This is a genomic window from Vibrio sp. QJM3NY_15 (assembly GCF_057785995.1).
The window spans coordinates 1,216,061-1,241,390 of record NZ_CM173518.1; the positions used below are offsets into that span (position 1 = coordinate 1,216,061).

Consider the following 25,330-nt stretch of genomic DNA (forward strand, 5'->3'; position numbering starts at 1 on the left):
TCGGTTTACTTTACGGCGTATCAGTGATAATTAATTAACTGTTAAAGATTTGTTTTTTGCTAGTATTGTTTAGGGGATGTTCGCTGACTTTTCTCCCCTTTTATTGAGTAAATTGATGTTCTCAATGTCAGCGTTTTTGTAAGGAAGAGGTTTAGGATGGATCCTATTTTATATATCGAAGTTGGTGGCGTTGTTTGGCAGGTGCTTGCAGATGGTACTTGGCTTCAAGTGCCCGCATCACAACCCAAAGTTGAAGGTGTGCAAGTTGTGAGCATTGAGCCTCAGAATTTGGATCAAACTCAACCTCTCACTGAGCCGCAAATAGCCGCTGTTGAGCAACAGTTGGAAGAGGTGGTCTCCCAACTCGTTAACAATATTGAAAGCGCACCTCAACAACAGAACTCTGCCAGCGATCAGCCCAGCTCCAGCGCTTCTTTTATTGCTTATGTTCGCTCCACATTAGACGAAACACTCGCAGACGCGGGCTTTGATACTCGTCCCACAGAATATGAAGAAGAAGACACCACTTCAAACGATGGCAACCTAGATGCGCTGTCACCTAGCGCAATATTAACCGTCGATATATTAGATGGCGGTGACGGTTACGAAAACCAGTTCGAAGTACCAGGTGTCACGATTACGGGCACGGCTGTGGATGTTCGAGACGGGCGTACCGTTGTTCTGACCATCACCGATGTTAATGGCAACACAGTCACCACTTCCGCAATCACAAATGACGAAGCTTATGTCGTCGATGGCGTCGATCTTTCTTCGCTCGCGGAAGGTGACCTAAAGGTTGACGCGATTATTGCAGATGACTTTGGAAATAGCATTACCGCTAACGATTCCACAATCAAAGACACCCTAGCCACAATCGATGTCGACTTTGATGGCTTTGGTGACGAATTTTATAACCAATTTGAAATTTCCAACGGAGTGCTAGTCGGTACTGTTGCCAATGTCGAAGATGGCCAGACGATAAGCATTTCTATTACCGACAGCCAAGGTCTCACACAAGAATACACAACCACCGTTTCAGGCGGCACGTGGACACTAGTTTCTCAAGATTATTCTAGCTTTGCCGAAGGTGATCTCACTGTCGTTGCTAGTACCGTCGATATTGCAGGAAACCCTACAACAGCGACCGATACCATCGTTAAGGACACGCTTGCGAGTATTGATGTTGACTTCGATGGCTTTGGTGATGAGTTTTATAATGAATTAGAAGTAAACAATGGTGCTTTGGTTGGTACTGTTTCAAATGTCGAAGATGGGCAAACTATCTCGATCACAATAACGGATAGTGAAGGCTTATCCGTAAATTATTCGACAGTTGTGTCTGGCAACAGTTGGACATTAGTCAATCAAGATTACTCAAACTTCGCAGAAGGTGAACTTACTGTAGTCGCAAGTACCATTGATATAGCGGGAAACCCTACCACCGCTACCGATACCATTGTTAAAGATACTCTGGATAGAATTCTAGTTCGGTTCGATGGTTTCGGTGACAACTATTACAACCAAAGTGAAGTGAATAAAGGAGCCCTTGTCGGTGCCACCTTCAATATTGAAGATGGTCAGACGATAAATATAACGATTACTGATAGTAATGGACTGTCTGTCGACTACACCTCGGTTGTTTCTGGCAATTTATGGAGCCTAAAAGAACAAGATTATTCAGCCTTCGCTGAAGGTGAATTGACTGTTGTCGCAAGTATTACAGATATAGCGGGTAATACTATTTCGTCCACGGATACCATTATAAAAGATACGCTAGTGGAGATTGGAGTTGAGTTCTCTGGATCTGACGATGAGGTTTATAACCAAACAGAAGTCCTAAATGGAGTGTTGGTTGGTACTGTTGGTTATGTTGAAGATGGTCAAACAATCTCAATTACCATCACCGATAGTGCAGGCACATCGTTAGATTATTCAACAACGGTTTCAGGCGGTACGTGGACGCTTACTAATCAAGATTATTCAGCCTTCGCTGAAGGTGAATTAACTGTTGAAGCCAGTGTCACTGATATCGCAGGAAACACGGCGACTTCAACGGATACAATATTAAAAGACACGCTGGCGACTATTGATGTCGATTTTGATGGTTTTAGTGATGAGTTTTACAACTCTGCTGAGGTTAATAATGGTGCATTGGTTGGCACGGTTGCTAATGTTGAAGACGGTCAAATAATTTCAATTACCATCACTGATAGTGCAGGCACATCAGTAGACTACTCAACAACTGTGGCGGGTGGCACGTGGACTCTTACCAATCAAGATTATTCCGCTTTTGCAGAAGGTACCTTGACAGTAGAAGCGACGGTAACCGATATCGCAGGTAACGTAGCGACATCCAGTGGCACCATAGTTAAAGATACATTAGCGGACATCAATGTCGATTTTGATGGCTTTGGTGATGAGTATTACAACTCCGCCGAGGTAAATAGTGGCGCTTTGGTTGGCACGGTGACCAATGTTGAAGATGGCCAAGAAGTTACCATCACCATCACGGATGTTAATGGCAAGTCAGAAAACTATACCGCTACAGTCACTGCTGGTGAATGGACATTAGTCGATCAAGACTATTCCACTTTTGCTGAAGGCACTTTAACGGTAGAAGCTACGGTTACGGACGTTGCAGGCAATACTGCTACTTCTAGCGATACCATCGTCAAAGATACGTTAGCGGACATCAGTGTCGATTTTGATGGCTTTGGTGATGAGTATTACAACTCTGCCGAGGTCAACAAGGGCGCATTGGTTGGCACCGTGACCAATGTTGAAGATGGTCAAGAAGTTACCATCACCATCACGGATATTGATGGCAAGTCAGAAAACTATACCGCTACAGTCACCGCTGGTGAATGGACATTAGTCGGTCAAGACTATTCGGATTTTGCAGAAGGTATTTTGACCGTTGAAGCAAGTGTTACGGACGTTGCAGGCAATACTGCTACTTCTAGAGACACCATCGTCAAAGATACATTAGCGGACATCAGTGTCGATTTTGATGGCTTTGGTGATGAGTATTACAACTCTGCCGAGGTCAATAATGGCACATTGATTGGCACGGTGACCAATGTTGAAGATGGTCAAGAAGTTACCATCACCATCACCGATGTTGATGGTAAGGCAGAAAATTATACGGCGATAGTTTCTGGCGGAAACTGGACACTGACAGGCCAAGACTATTCGAATTTTGCAGAAGGTATTTTGACCGTTGAAGCAAGTGTTACGGATGTTGCGGGAAATACGGTCACTTCTAGCGATACGATCGTTAAGGATACGCTGGCTAGCATCACCGCAGAATTTGATGATGCCGATAACATACTCAATACTGAAGAAGTGAAATCTGTTCGTCTACAGGGTGTGGTTCAAAACGTCGAAGACGGTCAAACCGTAGATGTCACTGTCACTGATAGTAATAATCAATCTATAACGTTACAAACCGTGGTTGTTGCGGGTGCTTGGAGCATCGATGATGTCGATCTGTCTGCATTTGCGGATGGCAACATTACCGTAGAAGCAGTTACCATTGATATTGCAGGTAATGAAACAACGGGCACTGACTCGACAGGGCAAATTGATACCGCCCCACCTGTTATCGATATTGATACCTTATCTGGTTTCAACATCTTAGATTTTCGTAGTGGTGATTTAACCACCATGCAGGGAACGACCGATGTTTCCGAAGGTTTGCCTGTCTATATTGAAGTTAACGATGGCACTCAAACGCTGACTTTTGTTGGAGTCGTGGATGCGTCAGGTGGCTGGCTAGTCGAGAATATTGATGTTTCTAGTCTAGATCCGTCTTCAGAATGGGTCATTGATGCAAGAGTTGCCAATTCAATTGGTAATGAAGCCAGTGATGATATGCCAAGTATTATACTGCCTGGTTCCGTCTCATTTTCTGAAAGTACCGTTGGAATCTTCGGAGATCAAACCCAAGCCACTGACATTAATATTCAGTTCGCTGATGAATTTGCTTTTAGCGCAAGTCAAGCCTCTGCTGAAGCAGTGACATCTCAAGGTTTATCTCTTGCGATAACATTAGAATCTGAAGGGCAAGTACTTAAAGCCATTCGAACTGATGGGAAACTGGTTTTCGAAGCGAAGATCGTTGGAGATACCGTTGAAATCACTTTCTACCAAGCGGTTGACCAACAAGCTGGGGAAGAGTTGCTGCAAACGTCGCTCATTATTGAAGGGCTTCAAATCGATGATGATGGTACCGAAGAGCTCGTTTTAGGCGAATTACCGATCACAATTCTAGATTCCGAACCTGTGCTGTTCGGTGAATCTTACTCGATGGTTGAAGGTGAAACATCGTCTGGCAACGTTCTCAGCAATGACATTGACCTTGATACCGCACTAACCATTAGTAGCGTCGAAGTCGGTGGAGTCAGCAAAGATGTTTCAGGTGCAACACCTGCAGTGTTCAATACCGGGGATGGTGTATTAACCGTATTTGCCAATGGCCAGTGGACCTTTGAAGCAAATCGAAATCTAGACCATAACCAAGACCACACCGTTACCTTCAATTACGTTGCCGCTGACTCTAGTGGTGATTTTGGCTCTGCGACGGCGACCATTGATATTACGGACGGCGCAGCCGGGCAGATAACAGATAGCTCTAAAACGGTAGCAGAAGTTGACGTTACATCCGGCGCACAAACTATCAATGCTCAATTTACTGTATTAGGCGGTTCGGATAACCCTGACCCCGACTCTATAACATTCAGCGCAGAGACCGTAGCGCAACTAGAAGCGTTAGGTATTACTTCAGGTGGTGATTCCACGGCACTTACTTATACGCTCAGCGCAGATGGTCGTACTATTACAGCTAAGCAAGGTGATGATGATGTGTTCTCGTTTTCAATGACGACAACCGTCGACGGGAATAATGTGCTTGCCGATATTGTGTTGGTTATTGAGCGCCCATTAGATCATGTACTCACTAGCGACTTACTCACGATTCCATTAAATATTGTTGGTACCGATACCGATGGTACTGCTTTAGAAAGCGGCCAGATTTCATGGGTAATCGAAGACGGTGATGATCCGAGCTTAGTTCTTGGTTCGAATGCGGCTGTCAACGAATCGGATTTAAATAATACTCCTGTCGGTGAAGTGAGCAGCACGGGCTCATTCAGTGTTGGGATTGGTAGTGACTACCTAGACAGTGTGTACTTTGATTTAGCAGATCAACCTCAGCTCTTCAGCGGCGGTGAACAGATTTATTACACTGTCTCTGATGATGGCACCGTTTTGACTGGCTATGCAGGGCCAGTAGTGGGTGGAGATGTGGCTTTTACAGTGAGTTTCACTGCCCCCGGTTCTGGTGATGTAGACAGTAGCGTGGATTATGTATTCACACTTTATAAAGGTTTAGACCAAACCAATGGTACGGATTCGCTTCCTTTTACTGTTACTGCTCGTGATTCTGATAATGATAAAACCAAACTGGATCTTGATGTCACTATTACAGATGGTGGTGAGCCTTCCATTGGGAGTGGCACGGTTGAATTGTCCGAAAACCCTATCGCAAATACCACTCCTGACGGCGTAAAACAAAGCGCAGTGGTGAACTTAGATATAACAGCTTCTCATGACCCGATCGTCTATCTTGGTATTGATGTGACAAACGGTCAGGCTGTTTTGGATGGTGATGGTGAAGCGGTTACGCACAATGGTGAGGCTTTATCCTGGAGAGATAACGGCAATGGTAGTTTTGATGCGATATTGAGTAACGGCGATGTCATTCTTCAGATTCGCCTACCTTCTGATTATTTCCTCGAAGCAAATGCCTCCGGAACGGTTGCTGTTGAGATTGATCTATATCGCTCCATTGACCACGGTACAGGGCTAAAAGATACTGAATTAAATATACCGACCACAGTTGTTGTTATTGATTCTGATGGTTCGCGTTCAACTCAAGAATCCGACATCAAAATATACGACGGTAAGGACCCTGCATTCTCAATTGTAGGTAGTATATCTGTCGATGAAGACGGCCTCATTGGTGACAATGAACAACCTGGTACTGAAGAGCCAAGTCCGTCGATATCAATTATCCAAGGCTCAGATGATATCGCATCAGTCTCAATTAATACCGCTGCTTTTGATGCGCTTGGTTACAGCAGTGGTGGACGAGCGATATCCTTGCAAGAAGTGAATGCCGATGGTTGGTATTACGCTCAAGATTCGTCGGGTAACGATATCTTCCGAATTCGTTTTAACAACGATGGTACTACAGAGTTCAATCTGTATGCGCCGCTCGATCATGCAACTGGTGGTGGTGAAAACAACCTAGCTGTGAATTTTGAATTGGTTGTCACTGATGTCGATGGTGACAGCTCTGATCCTGCTATTTATTCAGTCAACGTTACGGATGCGGTTCCGACCTCTCGAAGCGGCTCGATTGAAATGGTTGAGGGCGATGATCTCAATGGACAGTTCTTAACGGAAGAGTTTGCAGGGGCAGATGGTGCGGAAATCATTAGCTTCACCTATCGAAATGTCACGTATACCTTTGATGATGTCGGTACTCCTATCACGATCAATCTTATCAACGACTATGATAGTGGATCTACTTATGGTCAGTTTACTCTTTCACCAGATGGTAGTTACCAACTAACCACGAATCCAAACGTATCGACAGATCCTACTAACCCTAAAATAATCGATGATATTGACTATTTGGTACGAGATGCAGACGGTGATGAAGTAATAAGTAACGCTGAGCTTGTGTTAGATGATAACGAAGGTTTTATTCGTTATGAAGATTCAGAAACCACAGAAGACAACGATGCGATTATCGTCGTGAGTGTGGCAACCGGAGATGTGGACCAAAGCGAAACCGTTACTGCTATTGAGTTCTCTGAAGCTTCTTTGCAAGGCGGTAGCTTGTACTTAGATGGCGTATTGCTTCAAGTGGTTGATGGCAAGGTGACGCTTTCAGGTAATCAGTTAACGGCGATTGACAATCAGTTTACCGGCCCTAATGGTCAGTTGACTTATCGACCTGCACTCCATGAATCGAATACGACCTCAACGGTTATTTTAGCGATCAACGCCATCATTAGTACTGACACGGTTCCAAAAGAGCTGACCGCTGATGTATCGGTTTCTGTTTTACCCGTAGCGGATGCCCCGGATTGGTCAGATTCTGTATTTACCTACCAATCCGTAGAAGATGACGCAGACCCAATTAAATTAGATATCACCGCTCAGTTGGTTGACCAAGACACATCTGAAGAATTGTCTTACACCATTAGTGGCATTCCAGATGGGCTGAATATCACCTTGAACGGTAACGCGGTTAAAGAGGGCAAAGAGTACACCCAAGCTCAAATCGATAAGATGGAAATCAGAGCCGATGAAAATCTTGCGGGTCGATTCGAGTTTGAGATTACTGCGATTGCAACCGAAGCGGGAAACACCTTCGCTGACCCCGATGATAAAACGGCCGATATTGTTAATACTGTCGTTGTCGAGATTTCGCCGGATGCTGATACTCCACATGTATCCGTTAAAGACTACAAAGGCTTAGAAGATGAAACCATCTTCCTTAAGAATGTGATTGATGGTGCGCTAACGGATACTGACGGTTCTGAATCATTGAGCTACCAAATCGAAGTGCAAGATGGTTGGTCTCTTCAAGGCGGACTCTTTGACCTAATTGGTCCCAACACTTACCTTGTGTCGGCGGAGGCCATTGAGAATAACGTGGCTTACCTCATACCAAAAGAAGATATCAGTTCGTTTACTGAAGACCTGTTTATCAAGGTAACTGCGGTAGCCACAGAATCGACGGTTGATTCACTTGACCCTGTTAATATCACCGCACTTAGCGACACCAAGACCATCAATATTTTCCTTAAAGGGGTAGTGGACGAGCCTATCGTTGTGGATGGCGGTAATGCTCACTGGGAATATGACAGCGATACTAAAGTCATCAGCAACCAATCTGTTCTCAATGAAGATGGTCTGATTCGACTTGATTTTGTGGTTCAAACTTCTGATGACGACGTTTCAGAAGAGATCAATATACTTCTGACCAATATCCCTGACGGCACCTTGCTAGTGGATTCGTTGGGTGAGCCAGTGTCGCTGACGATCGCGTATGTTGATGATGTGACAGGGCCTGTATTCCAAGTCTCTAACGCTCAACTGAATGACCTATACCTCAAGCCTGTTACTGATTTCAGTGGCGAGTTAGAGCTAACTGTTATTGCTATTTCAACAGAGCCTGATGGTGATTCGGGTGAGTTCCCGATGACGTTAAAAGTAGAGTTAGCGCCTGTTGTTGATCAAGAAGATGGTCAAACAGTCAGCACTCAAGGTATTGAAGACAGCCAAATTGGATTGAACCTAGAGCCATCAGTGAATCAAGATGTTGATGGAAGTGAGTCTTTAACTGGTTATGTGATTGACAGTCTTCCTGCTGATCTGACTCTTTATTTTGATGGTAGTGTTATTGATGTGCCGGTTTCCGGGTTAGATTTAGAAAGTTTATTAGACTCTACGACGCCAACACTGTCCGAGCTTTTAAGTAGCGGAAGACTGTCCGTCACCGCTACTGAAGATTTGAGCGGTACATTTTCGATCCCAATTACCTATGAAGTTACCGATACTTCGCCGACAGGCGCGACGGATGTAAAGGATATTTCAGGATCAATCAGTGTCACCGTAGATGCAAGGGTCGAGTCAGATACTCGTTTGGAAAGTTCTGGTCAGCTATACCTCAGTGATGACGGTTCTCCAGTCAACGTGTCGGATGCGGTTACTTTTGTTGATGCAGATATGGATGGTTCAGAGTACTTGGATTATATCCTGATCGATGTGCCTGATGGTTATTCGCTGATTATCGATCACCCCAACGGAGCCGCTCAAGATGTTTCAGGAAACTGGATTATCTCTGCCAATGGCCTGACGAGTGACTCTATTCAAGAGTTGGCGCAAGAGATCTTGAGCGGTATGACGATCTCCAGCCCAAGCGACACACCTGTGTTAGATATTGTGGTGCGTGCTCGTGTTATCGATGGAGAAGATTCAAAGTATATAGATACTTCATTCCAAATTCAGATCATTGGCCATGACGGCGGTGGCGGTACTTGTGATCCTGTAGGTCCACCAAGCCCGATTCAACCGGATGGTGAGATTAAGACACCAGAAGGGGAAGATATCGATCTTACGGGCTTGCTCAATACCAATGTAGCCAGTGACCCAGACAATACGATCTCTTTCTATATTCCTGCCGATTCTCTTCCTGAGGGCGTCGAGATTTCTGGTGATGGCGTTATTGCTGAATATGACGCATCTGGCGAAGTAGTCGGTTACTCGATTACTGCCGATGGTCTCTCGAAACTGACGTTAACTGGATTGGATGAGGATTTCGCTGGATGTATTGATTTCACGATAGAGACAGTCGAAACCTCACCGTGTAACGGCGACACAGTAACAACACAACAGACGATTAGTATTCAGGTGTTACCAGTCGTGGATGACATTACCGTGGCCACAGATTCGACAACAATCCAAGAAGATATCGCGACAGACCTTAATCTCGAACTCGTTCTTGGCGATAGCGTTGAAGATGGTCAGCTAATCACGGGTGAAGGCAATAGCGCTACTGGTAAAGAAACCGTTAACTCTCTGACGATTACGGTATCAAATGGTGGCACTCTATCAGAGAGCCCTGCTGATACTGGCTTGTTGGTTGATAACGGCAATGGTACTTGGACCGTAACCGATCCTAGCCGACTGAGTGATGTGTTGGTAACACCACCTGAGCATTACAGCGGCGAAATCACCTTAACAGTAACCGCCAATATTACCGATGAAGCGGATTGCGTGACTGAAACGGATACGCAAGATAAAACGACCGTGGTGACGATCACCGTTGAACCTGTTGCTGATGCAGCAAACTTGGTAACGCAAGATATTGTCGGCGACGAAGATAACTACATTTCATTGTCATCGCTGAGCGCGGAATTGATTGACCAAGATGGCTCTGAAAATATGTCCTTGGCATTGAAAGGCGTGCCTGAAGGTGCGGTTGTTGCGATAAAGGTGGGTGACAGCTACCAATTAGTTCCTAACAATGGCGTCGATGGAGGTACATTTGATGGCAACCCTACTTACGAGTGGCAACTGGATCCAAGTCAGCTTGCTAACTTAGTTATTTTGCCTCCGCGAGACTTTAGTGGTGATATTAATCTGTCTCTAGAAGCCATTACTCAAGAAATTGGCACGACTGATATTCGTTATACGGCATCTGAATTCACCGTGGGTGTGAATCCTATTGGTGATAAAGTTGAGTTCTTCGATTTACCAGAACAGCTCACTGGAAGTGAAGATGATGGCATTGCTATCCCACTTGATGCCAATAGTTTTGAAACCAACAGCGATGAATTCTTATCAATTACTGTAACGGTTAATGCAACTTCGGATCCGTCAGGGTTAGTCGGATTAGACCGAATTCGAATTGGCTCAGAAACCAGCTCTTTTATCCGTGTTGGCGATATCGCGCAGGCGACGATTCTCGTTAAAGCAAGTTCTGTTGATGAGCTAGAATTCTTTGCTGGTGATGCGTTTGGTAATCTCGACATTACGATTACCGGCCGAACGGTTGATCAAAATACCGTACTTGGCGAGTTAGTGGTCGACACGGGTGACCCAAGCTCACAAGACATGACGCTTATTATTACACCAGAACCGGATGCGCCTTTACTAAGCGTTGAATACTCTTCAATTGTGGCTGAAGCAAGTGGCACGATTCCTCTTGGTTTAGACCTTTCTCTTGTAAATCCTGCCGATTCAGAAGTGGGCTTCATTACTATTTATGATATTCCCGCAGGTTTGACGTTCTCACACGGCTCTATGGTTGATGGTCAATATGTGGTGGATTTAGCAGATGTACCTAATTTAGCAATTACTGGCGGTTATGATGGCGTTGACCCATTTGAACTCACCATCGAGCCTTCTGCTGAGATAGGCAACAACCAAGCGGTAGGGTTGCCTCAAACGGTATCGGTTGAATTTGTTGCTGACGGCGACTCTACCATTACCGCGACAGACGATAACGACTTGTTGATTGGCGGTACCGGTTCTGACAATTTTGTGTTTGAATCATCAGGTTTGGGCAGCGCTGAGGCACCAAGCTACGATGTGATTCAAGATTTTGATGTGTCTCCAAATACGGATGCAATTGACCTCTCGGGTATTTTGGGAAGCCTAGGGCTTAATACAGGGCTAGGGGCAACACAATATCTAGATTTAGAAGAATCTGGTGAGGGCGTGACCATTTCTATTAAGCCAAATGGAGATGATGACGTTCAACAAAACATCTTATTAACCGATGTTACGTACGACGATCTGTATCAAGGCGACAGTAGCAGTGCATTAGAAGCACAAATTTTGCAAAAAATGATAGAAGACAATAATTTAACGCTGTAAGTTAGATGTACGGTCTATAAAAGGAAGTTTAGATTGGTAGAACAAAAAGACAGCTGGCTAGGTTGTGTTGAGTGGTTATGTGAGCATTTTAATGTTCGAAGCCATCCTTCTAAAATAGTGTCTGGCCTACCTTTAGTCGAAGGAAGGCTCAATGAGTCCCTTTTCCCAAGAGCGATTGAGAAATCGGGCTTAACTCTGAGCCACGTAAAAAAAGAATTACTGACTCAATGTCAGTTCCCCGTTGTTGCTGTTAATTCCGCGACAGGGAGCCCCCTTGTCGTCACTCAAGGTTCCGGTGACGACTTTCAAGTATTGGATTGCGAAACCAACTCAAACCAACAAACTTCATTAAAAGAATTGGTTACTCAAGTCGAATCGTATGTTTGGCAAGTGGGTGCTCAAGCTCTCGATGATGCTCGCGTTCAATCCCATGAACGCAGCGAAAATAAGTCCAACACCCGTTGGTTGTGGCGTGTCGTAAAAGAAGTAAAACCCTGGTACAGAGATCTGTTTATCGCGTCATTCTTGATCAACTTGCTCGCGCTAGTCGTGCCTTTGTTTACCATGAACGTGTACGACCGCGTGGTTCCGAACCAAGCGTTTAACACGCTTTGGGTTCTGGCGGCAGGCGTTGGTATTGTTGTTATTTTTGATTGGGTATTGAGAAGTTCACGAAGCTCTGTGACTGACATGGCTGGGCGCTATATTGATAACAAGTTGTCTTCTCAACTGTTCTCTAAAGTCCTTGGTATGAAATTGGAAAATCGACCTCAATCGGTAGGCGCATTTGCCAGACAGCTTCAAGATTTCGATAGCGTTAAAGATTTCTTCACTTCTATTTCTTTGGTTACTTTAGTTGACCTGCCATTCACCTTGTTATTCCTATTCCTTATCGGTTGGCTCGGTGGTGCGATGATGTTCATCCCTGTCGCGATCATGTTGGTCTTGATTGTGCTGAGCATTGCGATGAAAGGTAAAGTCGAGAAAACATTCGATGAAACCGCACGTTTGTCGACACAAAGACAAGCCCAGTTGTTTGACTGCTTAACAACCCTTCCTGATATCAAGCAAAACAATGCTGAGGGTATAACCCAGAAACGTTGGGAACAGACGATTTCATCGCTCTCTCAATGGCAGACTCAATCTCGTCATTACTCTAACATTGTGACTCATTCCATTCAGTCGAGTCAGCAGATCGTCACCATCACTCTCATCATATTCGGTGTGTATCAGATCTCTGAAGGCTTGCTGAGCATGGGTGGCTTGATAGCGGTGGTGATGTTGAGTGGACGTGCTGCGAGTTCAGTAAACCAACTTTCTCTTTTAATGCTGAGATTTCAACAAACCCGTTCGGCCGTTGAAGGCCTCAACCAGATCATGGACTTACCGCAAGAAGAATCTAAGCACCAAGTGATCGACAAGGGTGATTTTGCTGGTGGAGTCAGATTAGATGAGGTTACGTTTACCTATCCTGATACTCAAAGCCCTGCGTTGAAAGAGATTTCTCTTGATATTAAGCCGGGTGAGCGAGTTGGTCTTGTCGGTGCGGCAGGTGCCGGAAAAACCACACTTTTATCGATTGTGGCTCGTCAGTATTTACCAACAACAGGGCAAGCTTTTTACCAAGAGATTGATGGGCAATTATGGCCTACCAGTGTCTTGCGTAGTGGTATGGGGTGGGTAGGGCAAACCACGAATCTTATCTTTGGCAGTGTTTACGACAACGTCACCTTAGGTGCGACTAACGTTGATGAAGAAAAGCTAAGGCAAGCGCTGCAACAGTCAGGGCTGAACGGTTACATGGGGCGCTTGAGCAACGGCTTAGAAACGCCAGTCGGCGAGGGTGGTCGATTGCTTTCAGGAGGCCAACGACAAGCTGTGGCAATAGCGAGAGCATTGTATCACTGTCCAAAACTATTGATCATGGATGAGCCTACTAGCGCACTTGATAATCAGGCTGAGATACAGTTCTTCAATGCACTTCAAAGTATGCCAAGAGAAACTTCAATGCTGATCAGCTCACACAAATCTTCATTCTTGATGATGTGTGACCGAGTGGTTGTGTTGGATAAAGGTCAAATCGTAGCTGAGGGTGAGCCAAAAGATATCCTCTCTCTACAGAAGAAAAGTGTACCCAAAGGGGCGAGTCGATTTAAGACGGTTTCAGTGGTGAAGGGAGGCCGTCATGAGTAATGATATTCAATGGACCAACAACCACTTGGCATTCCGTTCTCGTAAGCTGATTTGGCTAAGCGCTCTACTCATTGTCTCTATTATCGGTTGGGCGACGTGGGCAACATTGGAAGAAGTGGTTATCGGCGAGGGCAAAGTCGTTCCTAGCCTTTCTGTACAAACCATTCAGAGTTTAGAGGGCGGTCTTGTCCAAGAAATCATGGTGCGACAAGGCCAATCAGTGGTGAAAGGACAGCCTCTGGCTAAGCTCGAAGATACACGTTTTAAAGCCGCGTTTTTAGAGTCGGCTCAACAAGCCGATACCTTACTGGCCCAACAATTAAGATTAAAAGCGGAGCTGGCGACAGTCGTTTTAAATAATGATGCCAAAGAGTGGTTTGAACGAGTGGTTTTGGTACCGCAAAATATTGTTGTTGATGTATCAAGCCACCCCGCATTAATGAATGCCAAAGCGAACTATCGAGAGCGTTTAGGACAGTTGAAGTCTGAACTGGAAGAGGCGGCACTTCGCATCGAGCAGCAAGATCAAGCACGTGTCGATACGCTCAATAATATTCAGACTTTAGAGAGCAGCCTAGATATCGTGATTCGAGAACGCAACATGTTGAAAGACGTAGTGGCGAGTGGTGCTGTAGCAGAAGTCGAGTTGCTGAAACTGAACCGTGATGTGGTTAAACTGAAAGGTGATATTGCCAGCTCGAAAGTGGCGGCTCAGAAACAGATAGCGGCTTACTCAGAATCGATAGCCGACCACCGCAGCATCGCGTTAGATTTTCGTGCCAAAGTACAAGGCCAACTGAACGAAGTTGCCAGCAAAATAGCGCAATTGAATGAAAGCCAACAAGCGATCGCCGACCAACTTAAACGAACACAAATCTTAGCGCCAGTTGACGGAACAGTTAAAGAGGTCTTTGTACGTACCATTGGCGGTGTTGTTCGTCCCGGCGAGCCGATCATTGAGATCATTCCATCAAACAGTGATTTGATTGTTGAAGCGAGGATCTCTCCGCAAGATATCGCGTTTGTTCATACGGGACTGGGGGCAACAGTCAAATTCACGGCCTATGATTTTGTCATTTATGGCGGACTTAAAGGCGAGGTGATTTATGTCAGTGCCGACGCCTTACAAACGGAAGACGGCAACGCCTATTATCGCGCCCATATTCAGTTAAACGAAGACCAACAACAAAACTCTGCTTTTAGCATTATCCCAGGGATGCAAGTCGCGGTTGATATATTGACCGGAGAGAAAACAGTATTGAGTTATTGGTTAAAACCTATTTTACGAGCTAAGGAAAACTCACTTCGCGAACGATGAAGTGCGTTGAGCATAAATATAAAAGGAAGTGTAATGCATTCAAAATTCTTACTCTCTTCTTGCTTACTAATGAGTGGACTGTCTCAAGCAGCGTCATTAGAAGAGTCCGTGGCCTTTGCCATCGACTATAGCCCAGAGATATTGGCGCAGTACTCCCGATATCAATCGGTGGTAAGAGACGGAGACGCGGCGAGTGGTTTGTATATGCCACAAGTGAACTTGTACGCAGCGGCAGGCTATGAAGAGACACGCTACAACAGTGGCAGCAAACTCGATAGCGATGATAGAGGCCTAACGAGAACGGAAATTGGCGTTAAAGTTTCCCAGTTACTGTTCGATGGTTTTAAAACGACGTCGAATGTCGACCGATTAACCTTCGAAGCGGAAGCTGAGCGTCTAACTCTGATTTCACGAGCTGAAAACGTATCGTTAGATGTGGTGAGAAACTATCTCGATATTCTCAAGGCAGAGACGTTACTTGAACTGTCTAAGCGTAACGTAAAAGAGCACCAAGAGATCTACCAAGATATTCAAGATAAAAAGAGCAAAGGGTTGAGTAGTAATTCGGATTTGGCTCAGATCTCTGCGCGTGTTGCGACGGCGCAATCTTCACTAATCGCTGCTCAAAACAACCTGTTTGATTTACAAACTCAGTACCTACGCTTAGTAGGCAAGCCTGCTGTGAACTTGGTTTATCCACGTTTTGATTATGCTCTGTTACCAAGCTCAGCACAGGTCGCGCTTGAACAGGCTGTCGAGAATCACCCTGAAATCCAAGCCTCTTTGCTTGATATCGATGCGGCTCGTAAAGAGATGCGCCGTGAGAAGGGAGATTACTACCCAGAGCTTAAACTCGAACTTCATGCTAACAAAAATGACAACGTGTCTAATCCTCCGGGTGGTGTCGATGAAGATGCGCGTATCATGTTAACGATGGATTACGACTTGTTTAATGGCTTCTCTACTGACTCTCGCGTGGAATCATCGGCTTGGCGAGTTGAAGAAGCAAGAGCAATCAGATTAAGAACGGAGCGTGAGGTTAAAGAGGGCACTCAGCTCGCTTGGAACGCCTACAAGATGCTTGAACAACAAAAGTCTCTTCTTCAACAGAACGTGGATGCAGCAAAAATTGCAGAGCTTGGCTATATCCAACAATTTAATGTTGGTAGACGAAGCTTGTTGGATGTGCTCGATGCAAAAGTGGAAGTGTTCTTGGCTCGAAGAAACTTCATCAGCACCGAATACGATCAAACGTTGGCTGCATACCGTGTATTGAACGCGATGGGCATGTTGACCTACGCATTAAGGGTTGAACACCCAGAAGAGTGGCAAGGGGAGAACAAGTAATGAGATATTTTAAACTAGCACTACTGAGTTCTATCTTGCTAATGGGTTGTGCAGAAACGCCTGACACGACAATGACTCGCCATCAAATTGATGATCTCGCGGATGATGACCGTGATGGTGTGATTAACCAACGAGATCTGTGTGCTGATACACCAGAAGGTGTGACGGTAGACATTAAAGGCTGTGCAAACTGGAAAATTGTCGAAGATGTTGAAGTGTTAAGCGTGGCATTTGATTTCGATAAATACGTTCTAAAACCTGAACACACGACCGTTCTCAACGAGTTAGTGCGTTTACTGGGTGAGCAACCAGATGCATCAGTGACCTTAGTTGGTGATACGAGCTCAGAAGGTACTAACGTATATAACAAAGCACTGGCCAAGAAAAGGACTGGGGTGATTCGAGACGCTCTGATTGACAGAGGTGTCGATGGAGAGCGAATTTTCGAACAAGAATTTACTCAGATAACCAGCTTAACGCAGCATCTTCACAAGCGTAAGCGTAGAACCATTGCGGTGTTAAAAACAGAGAGTATGGAAGTAAATCCATCTTGGAATATCTTTACCTCAGAGATGCAGCTCGACAGCAATAGTGATGTTGAATCTAAAACATCGATTGATCCAGTAGGAGGCCAGTAATGAAACGTCTATCTAATAAATCGAGCTTACTGCTTGCTGCTGTACCTGCATTTTTTTCTGTATCAACGTTAGCGAATGACGTGAGTGATATTGGTTTGGTCGCGATTGAACCGAACATGGAAGGGCTTGTTAAAGATTTGCTTGAGAGCCAAGAGATCGATCTAGAGATTTTACTGAGTGACAGTGTCCCAGAGCAGATGATCATGCAACGCTCGCGTGTTGGTATTACTTCCAAAAAGTGGACTGACAAAGAGATGGCTAGGTTCGACATGCGCTACGGCTACAGACCGACTGAGCTAATGTTTACCGCCGACGTAATAGCTATTCTGGCGAATGAGAATAACCCCGCCACATCCATTAGTGTTGCTGAACTTATCGATGTGTTTGGTTGTTCTAACGATCCCAAGCACCCTAAATGGTTACCAAGCAGTGATATTCGTAACGGTGAAAGCCTAGATACTCATATGTTGCCTTTTGCTATCGATCACAACCTAAAAGGGCACACCACCTTTTCAAGCTGGGTCGAATGTGGAACGGAAGGAGAATATGCTCATACTCAATTCTTAGCGGATTTACCTGACCTCATTAATAAGATTGAAGATGAAGAAGCTGCCATTGGTTACACGGTTTACTCAGACCAAATCTCCGATGTGAAATGGCTGAGCGTGGTTGATAATTTAGGCGTGAACTACGACTTGAACAAAGAAACGATTCTCTCAGGTCGTTATCCATTAGCAACGGTTTACTACATGTACCTGAATATTCCAGCGCATCGCAAAGGCTTTACGGAACAAGAGAAATTCTTTGTGGGGCTTACTCTGTCGGAAGAGCATCAAGGCGTGTTGAACCAATACGGTTTCATCAGTTTGCCGCCAGAAGCTATTCAGCGTAACAAAGTTAGGTTATCGCTTGAAGAGCCTGCAATAGAAGGTGGTTATAAATAATTGGTATGACGTATTGTATGTAAGCCGTCGGAATGGTATTGTTAGTTCCGTAATGGTTCTCAACGTGACGGATTACGTTATTCGGCAATAGAATTTATCTAGCGGGCATGTATGCCCGTTTTTTTTTCGCCTAAAATTTGTGGCTTGAGCGGTTGTTTGTTGATTGGTCACGTATAATGGACGCTCCGTACCGCGTGAAATAAGCACAAATAATGAGAACTCTTCCTGTCTTAATCCTACCTTTGTTATTGGCTCTGAGTACCTTTTCATTTTCTGCGCAAGCGAGTGAAAGCTGGTGGTTGCGAACGTTATTCAATAGCGACCCAACTCAACCGAGTTCTCAAAACTATATTAACGATATCGATCTTATGGATTGTGGCGAAGTTGAAGGCACTCTGTTGTGCAGTGACTTAACCCAATATTACGATCTGGATGTTTATGTTGAACTGGAGTTGGGTGACTCAACCGTCGAAGTGGTTCGCCTTAATCTGCCATATTCGAACCTAAGTTACACAAAGCTTCAGGCATATCTTCGTCAAGATGGCTTTGCTCTCAGTTCAATTCGCATTGGAGAGGATGATTTTGATGTCGTCGCTCAACTCGAACAAGCAAAACGTGAGGGAGTTGGTTACGACAAGGTAGATAAACAACTCGTCGAATTCATCAACTCACAACATCAACCCTCTGAACAAGTGAGTGTATGGAATGTGCCTAGTTCTTCCTCATCTTCTTCTCGTTCGTCTTCTTCTTGGGTTCAGCTACATAGTGATGGTGACAACTTAACGGTTGAACTAAATCGCTTTTAATTGCTCAAATTTATAGATGGTTTCGTCATTCATCAGAGTAAACAAGCCTTTCAGGAGAAAGGCTGACGGGCAGACAGCAAGCTATTATTCATTTAAGTGTTCGTTTTTCTGTGGCTCTCACATTTTTAGTAAGCGTTTACCTTTGCCATTTGTTATACGTTGAGCCTTCGGTAAAACGAGCTTAGGATACGTGCAGTATTGATAAAGGAGACAACCCATGGTTGCAAGAGTAACGACAGCGCCACAAGGCCCAGAACTTTCTGAGCTGGTGCAAGGATACTGGCGTACAGCAGAGTGGGGCATGACCCCGCAACAACGCCTGACTTTCCTGAAGCAGCACATTGATCTTGGTATCACAACTGTTGATCACGCGGATATTTACGGTAACTACCAATGTGAAAAGTTGTTTGGTGAAGCATTAGCGCTTGAGCCAAGCCTCCGTGATGATATTCAAATCGTCACCAAGTGCGACATCAACTTGTGTGGTGACCACACTCCAGATCGTAAGATCAATCACTATGACACCAGCGCGCACCATATTTACCAATCAGTAAATAATTCTCTAGAGCGTTTGGGTGTAACCGAACTTGATGTATTACTCATTCACCGCCCAGATGTACTGATGGATGCAGATGAAGTAGCAGAAGCGTTCGCTGAATTACATAAGGTAGGTAAAGTTAAGCATTTCGGTGTTTCTAACTTTTCACCGCGTCAGTTCGACTTACTGCAATCTCGACTAGGTAAGCCACTGGTGACTAACCAAGTTGAAATCAATCCATTGAACTTCGAAGTCGCCCATGATGGCACGCTGGATCAACTGCAGATGAACCGTATTCGTCCAATGGCCTGGTCTTGTCTCGGTGGTGGTAGCATCTTCAGTGGCGATTCAGCGCAAGCAATTCGTGTTCGTGATGAGTTAGAAGCAATTCGCCAAGAAGTGGGTGCAGATAGCATTGACCAAGTAATTTATGCTTGGGTTCGTCGTTTACCATCGAATCCGATCGCGATTATTGGTTCAGGTAAGATTGAGCGCGTGAAGACGGCCGTTGATGCACTGAAAATCGAGCTGACCCGCGAACAGTGGTATCGCGTATGGGTCGCATCTAAAGGCCACGGTGTGCCATAGGAAACGATTCAAAATAGAAGTAAAAGCCAGCTAACAAAGCTGGCTTTTTTGTGTTCGCCTAACATGTTTCTCCAAAACTGTGATTAAGGTGGAATAATTTTCAAAAACACTCATAATGCACTCTGTTTTTCACCAGTTGGATATTTCCATTGAGCACTTCAAAATTCTCTTCAATCGCCCTTAAACCAGAGCTTCTAAATACGTTAGATTCTCTTGGTTATACTGAAATGACGCCTATTCAAGCGTTAAGTCTTCCTACTATTCTGGATGGCAAGGATGTTATCGGTCAGGGTAAAACGGGTTCAGGTAAAACAGCTGCGTTTGGTTTAGGTGTGCTGCAGAACCTACGCGTTAAGCGTTTCCGTGTTCAGTCTTTAGTGTTATGTCCGACTCGTGAGCTTGCAGACCAAGTAGCAAAAGAGATTCGTACTCTTGCTCGTGGTATTCACAATATTAAAGTGCTGACACTATGTGGCGGTATGCCAATGGGCCCACAAATTGGTTCATTAGAGCATGGCGCACACATTCTTGTGGGCACTCCTGGTCGTATCCTTGACCATCTAGAGAAAGATCGTATTGACCTGTCTGAGTTGAACACACTTGTGTTGGATGAAGCTGATCGCATGCTAGAAATGGGCTTCCAAGATGCACTAGATGCTGTTATTGAAGCAGCACCAAAAGATCGTCAAACGTTATTGTTTAGTGCAACTTTCCCTAAACAGATTAAATCTGTTGCAGACCGCATCATGCGTAACCCTGAAATGGTGAAGGTAGAATCAACGCACGATCACTCAAGCATCCAGCAACATTTCTACAAAGTTGAAGGTACTGAAGCTCGTGATGATGCATTAGAACTACTGCTTCTTCATCATCAACCAGAATCAGCGGTTGTGTTCTGTAACACTAAGAAAGAAGTACAGAACGTAAACGACGAGCTAAGCCACCGTGGCTTCAGTGTTATCGAGCTTCATGGCGACATGGAACAGCGTGAACGTGACCAAGCTTTGGTTCAGTTCTCAAACAAAACCATCTCTATTTTGGTTGCAACGGATGTTGCTGCTCGTGGTCTTGACGTTGATAACCTAGATGCTGTGTTCAACTTTGAGTTGTCTCGCGATCCTGAAGTTCACGTACACCGCATCGGTCGTACTGGACGTGCAGGAAGCAAAGGTGTCGCTATCAGCTTCTTTAGCGAAAAAGAGATGCACCGTGTTGCTCAAATTGATGAGTACATGGATATGCCAATCGAACCGTCTCAGATGCCAGCAAAACCAATTGCTAAACCATACTACTCAAACATGGTTACCATCCAAATTGATGGTGGTAAGAAGGCTAAACTTCGTGCAGGTGATATTCTTGGTGCGTTGACAGGCCAAGGCGGTATTGATGGTAAATCAGTAGGTAAGATCAACTTGTTCGCGATGCGTGCTTACGTTGCTGTAGAAAGATCAATGGCTAAGAAAGCATTAGGTAAAATCGAATCAGGTAAAATGAAGGGCCGTCAGTTCCGCGCCCGAATTCTGAAGTAATTCGAGATTGTCTCCCTTTACTGCTAGTCATGCTAGTGATAACGCAGTAAAGGGTGTTCCACAGTTAGTAACGTATCAAACGTTTATTCGTCGGGTCTGATCGAATAGAAATCGTTGATATGTCCTCCTTCGCTAAGATACCAAGTCATCGCTTCCTGTCGATTATTAGCGGATATCGTAATTGTGGTTAGTCTTCCATCGTCAAAATAACAAAGCTCGTACTCTAACTCGCTTGTATAATGAGGAGTAGCGGCCATAGCTTACCTCCCAAATATTAATCATTTGAAAATAAGAAAACCATTCGTTTATAGGGTTCGTATTACGTCAAATGAGCAATAAAAATCAAGTTACATCACTGCCATTAATTATTTTTAGTTTAATCATTTGCCGAAATAGTTAGATTAGCAAGTCTGAGTCTCAATTTATCTCAAAGTTTTTACGGCCACCTCCTATTAAGGCTACTTTTATAAGAGCTAAAACTAGCGTTATAAGAACCAGAGCTAACCTTAAAAGGGTGAGTTAATGGATTTGTGGCTTTACTGGATATCGTGAGAGGGTTAAATGAGAAAGTGTCGATGGTTAGTCTTATTAGTCTGTTTTGTATTCGCTGGCTGCGGGACTAAATTTGCCTATAACAATATAAGCTGGTTTGCGATTAGCTATATTGAAGACTTTGTTTCTCTATCGAATAGTCAAGAATCCGAGCTCGAAGAGCGCCTCGACTTATTACAGCAGTGGCATAAAGAAACTCAACTACCGCTGTATATCTCGCAATTAGAAGCGATTCAAAATCTAGATCGTTCTGATATGAATTCAGTTTTTATCATTGACCAAAGTGAACAAACTAAAAATCATATTCGCTCTATCGTTAATAAGTTCTCTCCTGATATTTATGCATTAAGTATGCAGCTTACCCCAGAGCAAGATAACGAATTCTTAAAGAGCTTTAGGGAAAAACAGCAAGAATATTACGAAGAAAGATTATCATTGAATGATGAAGATTCGAGAGAACGTTATCGAAGTCGAATTGAAGATCGGTTAGAGCGATGGCTAGGGACTGTATCGAAAGAGCAAAAACAGATTATTTCGACTTGGTCTCAAGAGTGGGTAAATACCAACGATAACTGGCGCCAATATCAAAATAATACATACCAAGATCTCACAACACTCATGCAAAAGAAGACTGACTTACATATTGCGCAGCCAATTATTATGAACCTGCTTTTGAACAATGAAGCATATTATCCGCAAGAACTGGATTCTCAACTTGATAAGAATATGCAGACATCAGCGAAGTTTTTGGTGGATATCGCGGCAGTGAGTAGTGATAAGCAATGGTCTTATTTTATGAATGAGTTAGAAAGCCTTAAATCAACGTTGGTAGCACTGCAGGAGTAGTACGGCTCTAAATAACATCGATACATGTTAAGGCTGACCTCGTGAAACGAGTCAGCCTTTGTTTCTTTCTATGTTTTGAGCTTTAGGGTTTTAATTGCGATTGCTCATCAGCAGCTTTGGAATAGAGCCTTTAGCGGTCTTAGATATTTTCTGCATCAGTTGAAAGCTCGGCTGTTGAATGCCGTGGTCACTTTGAAGCTCATCAATCATCAATAACCACAACCGTGCTGTCATTTCTGAATCGGCTAACGCTCTGTGGAAAGTACCGTCGTTGTCAATATTCTTAAAACGCACAAGGTCGCCTAGCTTATGAGTCGGCGCGTCTTGGATTAGACGGCGAGCAATCAACATTGAGCAAGCGAACTTGCCTGTGTAGTCTCGGCCAATAAAGTCTAACTCCGCATCGAGAAAGCGCTTATCAAATGACGCATTGTGAGCAACCAGTTGGCTGCCTTGGATAAAGTCTGCAAACTCACCCATTACTTCACTGCAACTGGCCGCTGTGCTTAACATACGGTTACTGATTCCGGTATAGCTTTCAATGAACCCGCTAACACGAAACCCTGGGTTCATGAGTTGCTGAAAGGTGTCGACGACTTCGCCGTTAACTAATTTAACCGCACCGATTTCAATCGCTCGGTCACCCATGTTTGGTGATAAGCCTGTGGTTTCGAAATCGAGAACGATAACGGAGTCTGCGGAGTTTGGAGCCATCGTGTTTCCTAATGCTATTTGGTTGTATCGCTTTATATGGGGCGCTTAGTGTTGCTATGGGGCGATCTATTGCGTGGTGTTGTTCTATTTCGTGTTGCTGCTGATCGTGAGCTCAGTGTAACCCGTCGAATCATCATGCTCTCTGTTGAAGGTCAAAGTATCGTAGCGGTGAACAATCAATTCAGCGGTGGTGGCGATAATCGTTCCTTCAAGCAAATGCCCACCAATTACATCGCCAGTTTCATCAGCAACGGATATATGAACGTGCTGGTGGTTAGGTGTTAGCGTTGCCATTACAGACACAATTTCGAACGGAGCTGTGATTAGCTTGGTGTTGTTTGCATTAGCCAAACGAATATTGAGCTGAGAAACACACCCGACACACGACGCGACAGAGCCCGCTGAGATATTGTGCGTTGTCACTAGCTTTTGGAGCTCAAGCTTCAGGTCTTGGCCTCGGGTTAATCTCGTAGCGATAGGAGTGATCATCTTATTGCCTCAACGTTATATGTATTTCAAAGAACAAAACGAAGCCACATAGGGCTTCGTTTTATTTTCATGTTGGCTAACGCGACTTTTGTATTTTCTGTCGCTGAAATTACTTAGTCTTGTTGCTGTTCTCTTTTCTTCTTAGGCACGAAGTTCAGTACAGAGATTGGCACTTCTTTGCGTGGTTCGAAACCTTCAACAACGCGACGCTCAATCAAGTGACCAAGACGTTTTTCGATAATGCACAGGTTCTTGAAGTTGTCTTTCGATAGGAAAGATATTGCTTCACCAGACGCATCAGCACGGCCTGTACGACCAATGCGGTGAACATAGTCGTCCGCTGGGAATGGGATGTCGTAGTTCACTACGCGGCTTAGATTATCGATATCGATACCACGAGCAGCAACACCTGTCGCAACTAGATACTTTAGACGACCTTTTTTGAAATCAGCCAGAATCTTTTCACGAATCGCTTGGCTACGTCCACTGTGGAAAGCTTCCGCTTCGATACCACGCTTTTCAAGTTGAGTAACCAACTTAGCCGCGCCGTGCTTAGTCTCGATAAAGATAAGCGCTTGGTCCCACTCACCGTCAGTGATCATGTGGCTTAAAAGTGCAGATTTGCGGTCTTTATCTACAGTAACTAGCCATTGTTCGATGTTCGCTTTAGAAGCGTCAGTTTTGGCAATTGAAATCTCTTCTGCTTCACTGATTGCGCTTTTCGCTAGCGCACGAACTGGCGTTGATAGCGTTGCTGAGAACAAAAGGTTTTGAATGTTTTGTGGCAAACGCGCGATGATTTTGTTGATGTCTTCGATGAAACCCATGTCTAGCATGCGGTCAGCTTCATCAAGAACCAGTACTTCAACTTCATCAAAATGAACGGCACGTTGTCCGTACATATCGATTAAACGACCTGGAGTTGCCACAAGAATATCGACACCTTCGATCAAGCGGTCTTTCTGGTGTTGGTAAGATACGCCACCGTACATCGCTAGTGATGTTAGGTTTAGGAACTTCGCGTACTTAGTAATGTTCTGGTCAACCTGAATCGCAAGCTCACGAGTTGGTGTCAGAATAACAGCACGAATACGTTTTTTACGTTGTGTTTCACCTTTACTTAGCATTTCTAAGATAGGGAGAACAAAGCTCGCAGTTTTACCTGTACCTGTTTGTGCAGCAGCAATTAGGTTCTTACCAGAAAGCACAATCGGAATTGCTTTTTCTTGAATAGAGGTTGGCTTTTCATAGCCTTGTTTTGCAACGGCTTTAACAATAGGTGAGCTTAATCCAAGCTTGGAAAATGGCATAAGTTTCTCGGTATGATTTGGCTAAATAGCGATGGAAAGGTTCAACAATCTTATACAA

Annotated in this window: 14 protein-coding genes; 10 read left to right on the plus strand and 4 right to left on the minus strand. The window is 44.5% G+C overall.

What is annotated here, in order from left to right; genetic code table 11:
- Window positions 1-156: 156 nt before the first annotated feature.
- The 9 genes from AC3CKG_RS21770 to dbpA all read left to right on the plus strand — a co-directional run bounded on the left by AC3CKG_RS21770 (window position 157) and on the right by dbpA (window position 21,361).
- On the plus strand, window positions 157-11,460 hold the full coding sequence (locus AC3CKG_RS21770; RefSeq protein ID WP_488529338.1) for a T1SS-143 repeat domain-containing protein: 11,304 nt from the start codon (window positions 157-159) through the stop codon (window positions 11,458-11,460).
- 33 nt (window positions 11,461-11,493) lie between these two features.
- Window positions 11,494-13,653 carry a type I secretion system permease/ATPase gene (locus AC3CKG_RS21775; RefSeq protein ID WP_488529339.1) on the plus strand — a complete coding sequence of 720 codons (2,160 nt, stop codon included), beginning with the start codon at window positions 11,494-11,496 and terminating at the stop codon, window positions 13,651-13,653.
- Window positions 13,646-14,971: an HlyD family type I secretion periplasmic adaptor subunit gene (locus AC3CKG_RS21780; RefSeq protein WP_488529340.1), complete on the plus strand. Its 1,326-nt coding sequence runs from the start codon at window positions 13,646-13,648 to the stop codon at window positions 14,969-14,971. Before AC3CKG_RS21775 ends, AC3CKG_RS21780 begins: the two co-directional genes overlap by 8 nt.
- Before the next feature lie 33 nt (window positions 14,972-15,004).
- Window positions 15,005-16,318, plus strand: a complete 1,314-nt coding sequence (locus AC3CKG_RS21785; RefSeq protein WP_065104559.1) for a TolC family outer membrane protein — start codon at window positions 15,005-15,007, stop codon at window positions 16,316-16,318.
- Window positions 16,318-16,956 carry an OmpA family protein gene (locus AC3CKG_RS21790; protein WP_488529341.1) on the plus strand — a complete coding sequence of 213 codons (639 nt, stop codon included), beginning with the start codon at window positions 16,318-16,320 and terminating at the stop codon, window positions 16,954-16,956. The genes AC3CKG_RS21785 and AC3CKG_RS21790 overlap by 1 nt, the downstream gene beginning before the upstream one ends.
- Window positions 16,956-17,900 (plus strand): PstS family phosphate ABC transporter substrate-binding protein, encoded by a 945-nt coding sequence (locus AC3CKG_RS21795; protein WP_488529342.1) that lies wholly within the window; start codon window positions 16,956-16,958, stop codon window positions 17,898-17,900. Before AC3CKG_RS21790 ends, AC3CKG_RS21795 begins: the two co-directional genes overlap by 1 nt.
- Before the next feature lie 212 nt (window positions 17,901-18,112).
- Window positions 18,113-18,706 carry a hypothetical protein gene (locus AC3CKG_RS21800; protein ID WP_488529343.1) on the plus strand — a complete coding sequence of 198 codons (594 nt, stop codon included), beginning with the start codon at window positions 18,113-18,115 and terminating at the stop codon, window positions 18,704-18,706.
- Between the two features lie 217 nt (window positions 18,707-18,923).
- Window positions 18,924-19,832, plus strand: a complete 909-nt coding sequence (locus AC3CKG_RS21805; protein ID WP_065104563.1) for an aldo/keto reductase — start codon at window positions 18,924-18,926, stop codon at window positions 19,830-19,832.
- Between the two features lie 149 nt (window positions 19,833-19,981).
- Window positions 19,982-21,361, plus strand: a complete 1,380-nt coding sequence (gene dbpA, locus AC3CKG_RS21810) for an ATP-dependent RNA helicase DbpA (protein ID WP_017109063.1) — start codon at window positions 19,982-19,984, stop codon at window positions 21,359-21,361.
- Between the two features lie 83 nt (window positions 21,362-21,444).
- Here dbpA and AC3CKG_RS21815 read toward each other — a convergent pair whose 3' ends face one another.
- Window positions 21,445-21,618: a hypothetical protein gene (locus tag AC3CKG_RS21815; protein WP_016798853.1), complete on the minus strand. Its 174-nt coding sequence runs from the start codon at window positions 21,616-21,618 to the stop codon at window positions 21,445-21,447.
- Between the two features lie 304 nt (window positions 21,619-21,922).
- Here AC3CKG_RS21815 and AC3CKG_RS21820 point away from each other — a divergent pair, with 304 nt between their 5' ends.
- Window positions 21,923-22,759: a DUF6279 family lipoprotein gene (locus tag AC3CKG_RS21820; protein WP_065111391.1), complete on the plus strand. Its 837-nt coding sequence runs from the start codon at window positions 21,923-21,925 to the stop codon at window positions 22,757-22,759.
- Window positions 22,760-22,849: 90 nt separating this feature from the next.
- On the opposite strand, the gene AC3CKG_RS21825 is transcribed toward AC3CKG_RS21820, so the two are convergent.
- From AC3CKG_RS21825 to AC3CKG_RS21835, 3 genes are all read right to left on the minus strand, one after another.
- Entirely contained in the window at window positions 22,850-23,473 is a 624-nt protein-coding gene (locus AC3CKG_RS21825; protein ID WP_099165743.1) for a 3'-5' exonuclease, read from the minus strand.
- A gap of 84 nt (window positions 23,474-23,557) precedes the next feature.
- On the minus strand, window positions 23,558-23,962 hold the full coding sequence (locus AC3CKG_RS21830) for a PPC domain-containing DNA-binding protein (protein WP_102487069.1): 405 nt from the start codon (window positions 23,960-23,962) through the stop codon (window positions 23,558-23,560).
- A gap of 113 nt (window positions 23,963-24,075) precedes the next feature.
- Entirely contained in the window at window positions 24,076-25,272 is a 1,197-nt protein-coding gene (locus AC3CKG_RS21835; RefSeq protein ID WP_102487070.1) for a DEAD/DEAH box helicase, read from the minus strand.
- Window positions 25,273-25,330: the final 58 nt, after the last annotated feature.

Coding starts and splice junctions, on each gene's coding strand:
- AC3CKG_RS21780 (WP_488529340.1), top strand. CDS start 13,646: ATGAGTAATGATATTCAATGGACCAACAACCACTTGGCATTCCGTTCT.
- AC3CKG_RS21790 (WP_488529341.1), top strand. CDS start 16,318: ATGAGATATTTTAAACTAGCACTACTGAGTTCTATCTTGCTAATGGGT.
- AC3CKG_RS21805 (WP_065104563.1), top strand. CDS start 18,924: ATGGTTGCAAGAGTAACGACAGCGCCACAAGGCCCAGAACTTTCTGAG.
- AC3CKG_RS21820 (WP_065111391.1), top strand. CDS start 21,923: ATGAGAAAGTGTCGATGGTTAGTCTTATTAGTCTGTTTTGTATTCGCT.
- AC3CKG_RS21825 (WP_099165743.1), bottom strand. CDS start 23,473: ATGGCTCCAAACTCCGCAGACTCCGTTATCGTTCTCGATTTCGAAACC.
- AC3CKG_RS21815 (WP_016798853.1), bottom strand. CDS start 21,618: ATGGCCGCTACTCCTCATTATACAAGCGAGTTAGAGTACGAGCTTTGT.
- AC3CKG_RS21830 (WP_102487069.1), bottom strand. CDS start 23,962: ATGATCACTCCTATCGCTACGAGATTAACCCGAGGCCAAGACCTGAAG.
- AC3CKG_RS21785 (WP_065104559.1), top strand. CDS start 15,005: ATGCATTCAAAATTCTTACTCTCTTCTTGCTTACTAATGAGTGGACTG.
- AC3CKG_RS21800 (WP_488529343.1), top strand. CDS start 18,113: ATGAGAACTCTTCCTGTCTTAATCCTACCTTTGTTATTGGCTCTGAGT.
- AC3CKG_RS21835 (WP_102487070.1), bottom strand. CDS start 25,272: ATGCCATTTTCCAAGCTTGGATTAAGCTCACCTATTGTTAAAGCCGTT.
- AC3CKG_RS21770 (WP_488529338.1), top strand. CDS start 157: ATGGATCCTATTTTATATATCGAAGTTGGTGGCGTTGTTTGGCAGGTG.
- AC3CKG_RS21795 (WP_488529342.1), top strand. CDS start 16,956: ATGAAACGTCTATCTAATAAATCGAGCTTACTGCTTGCTGCTGTACCT.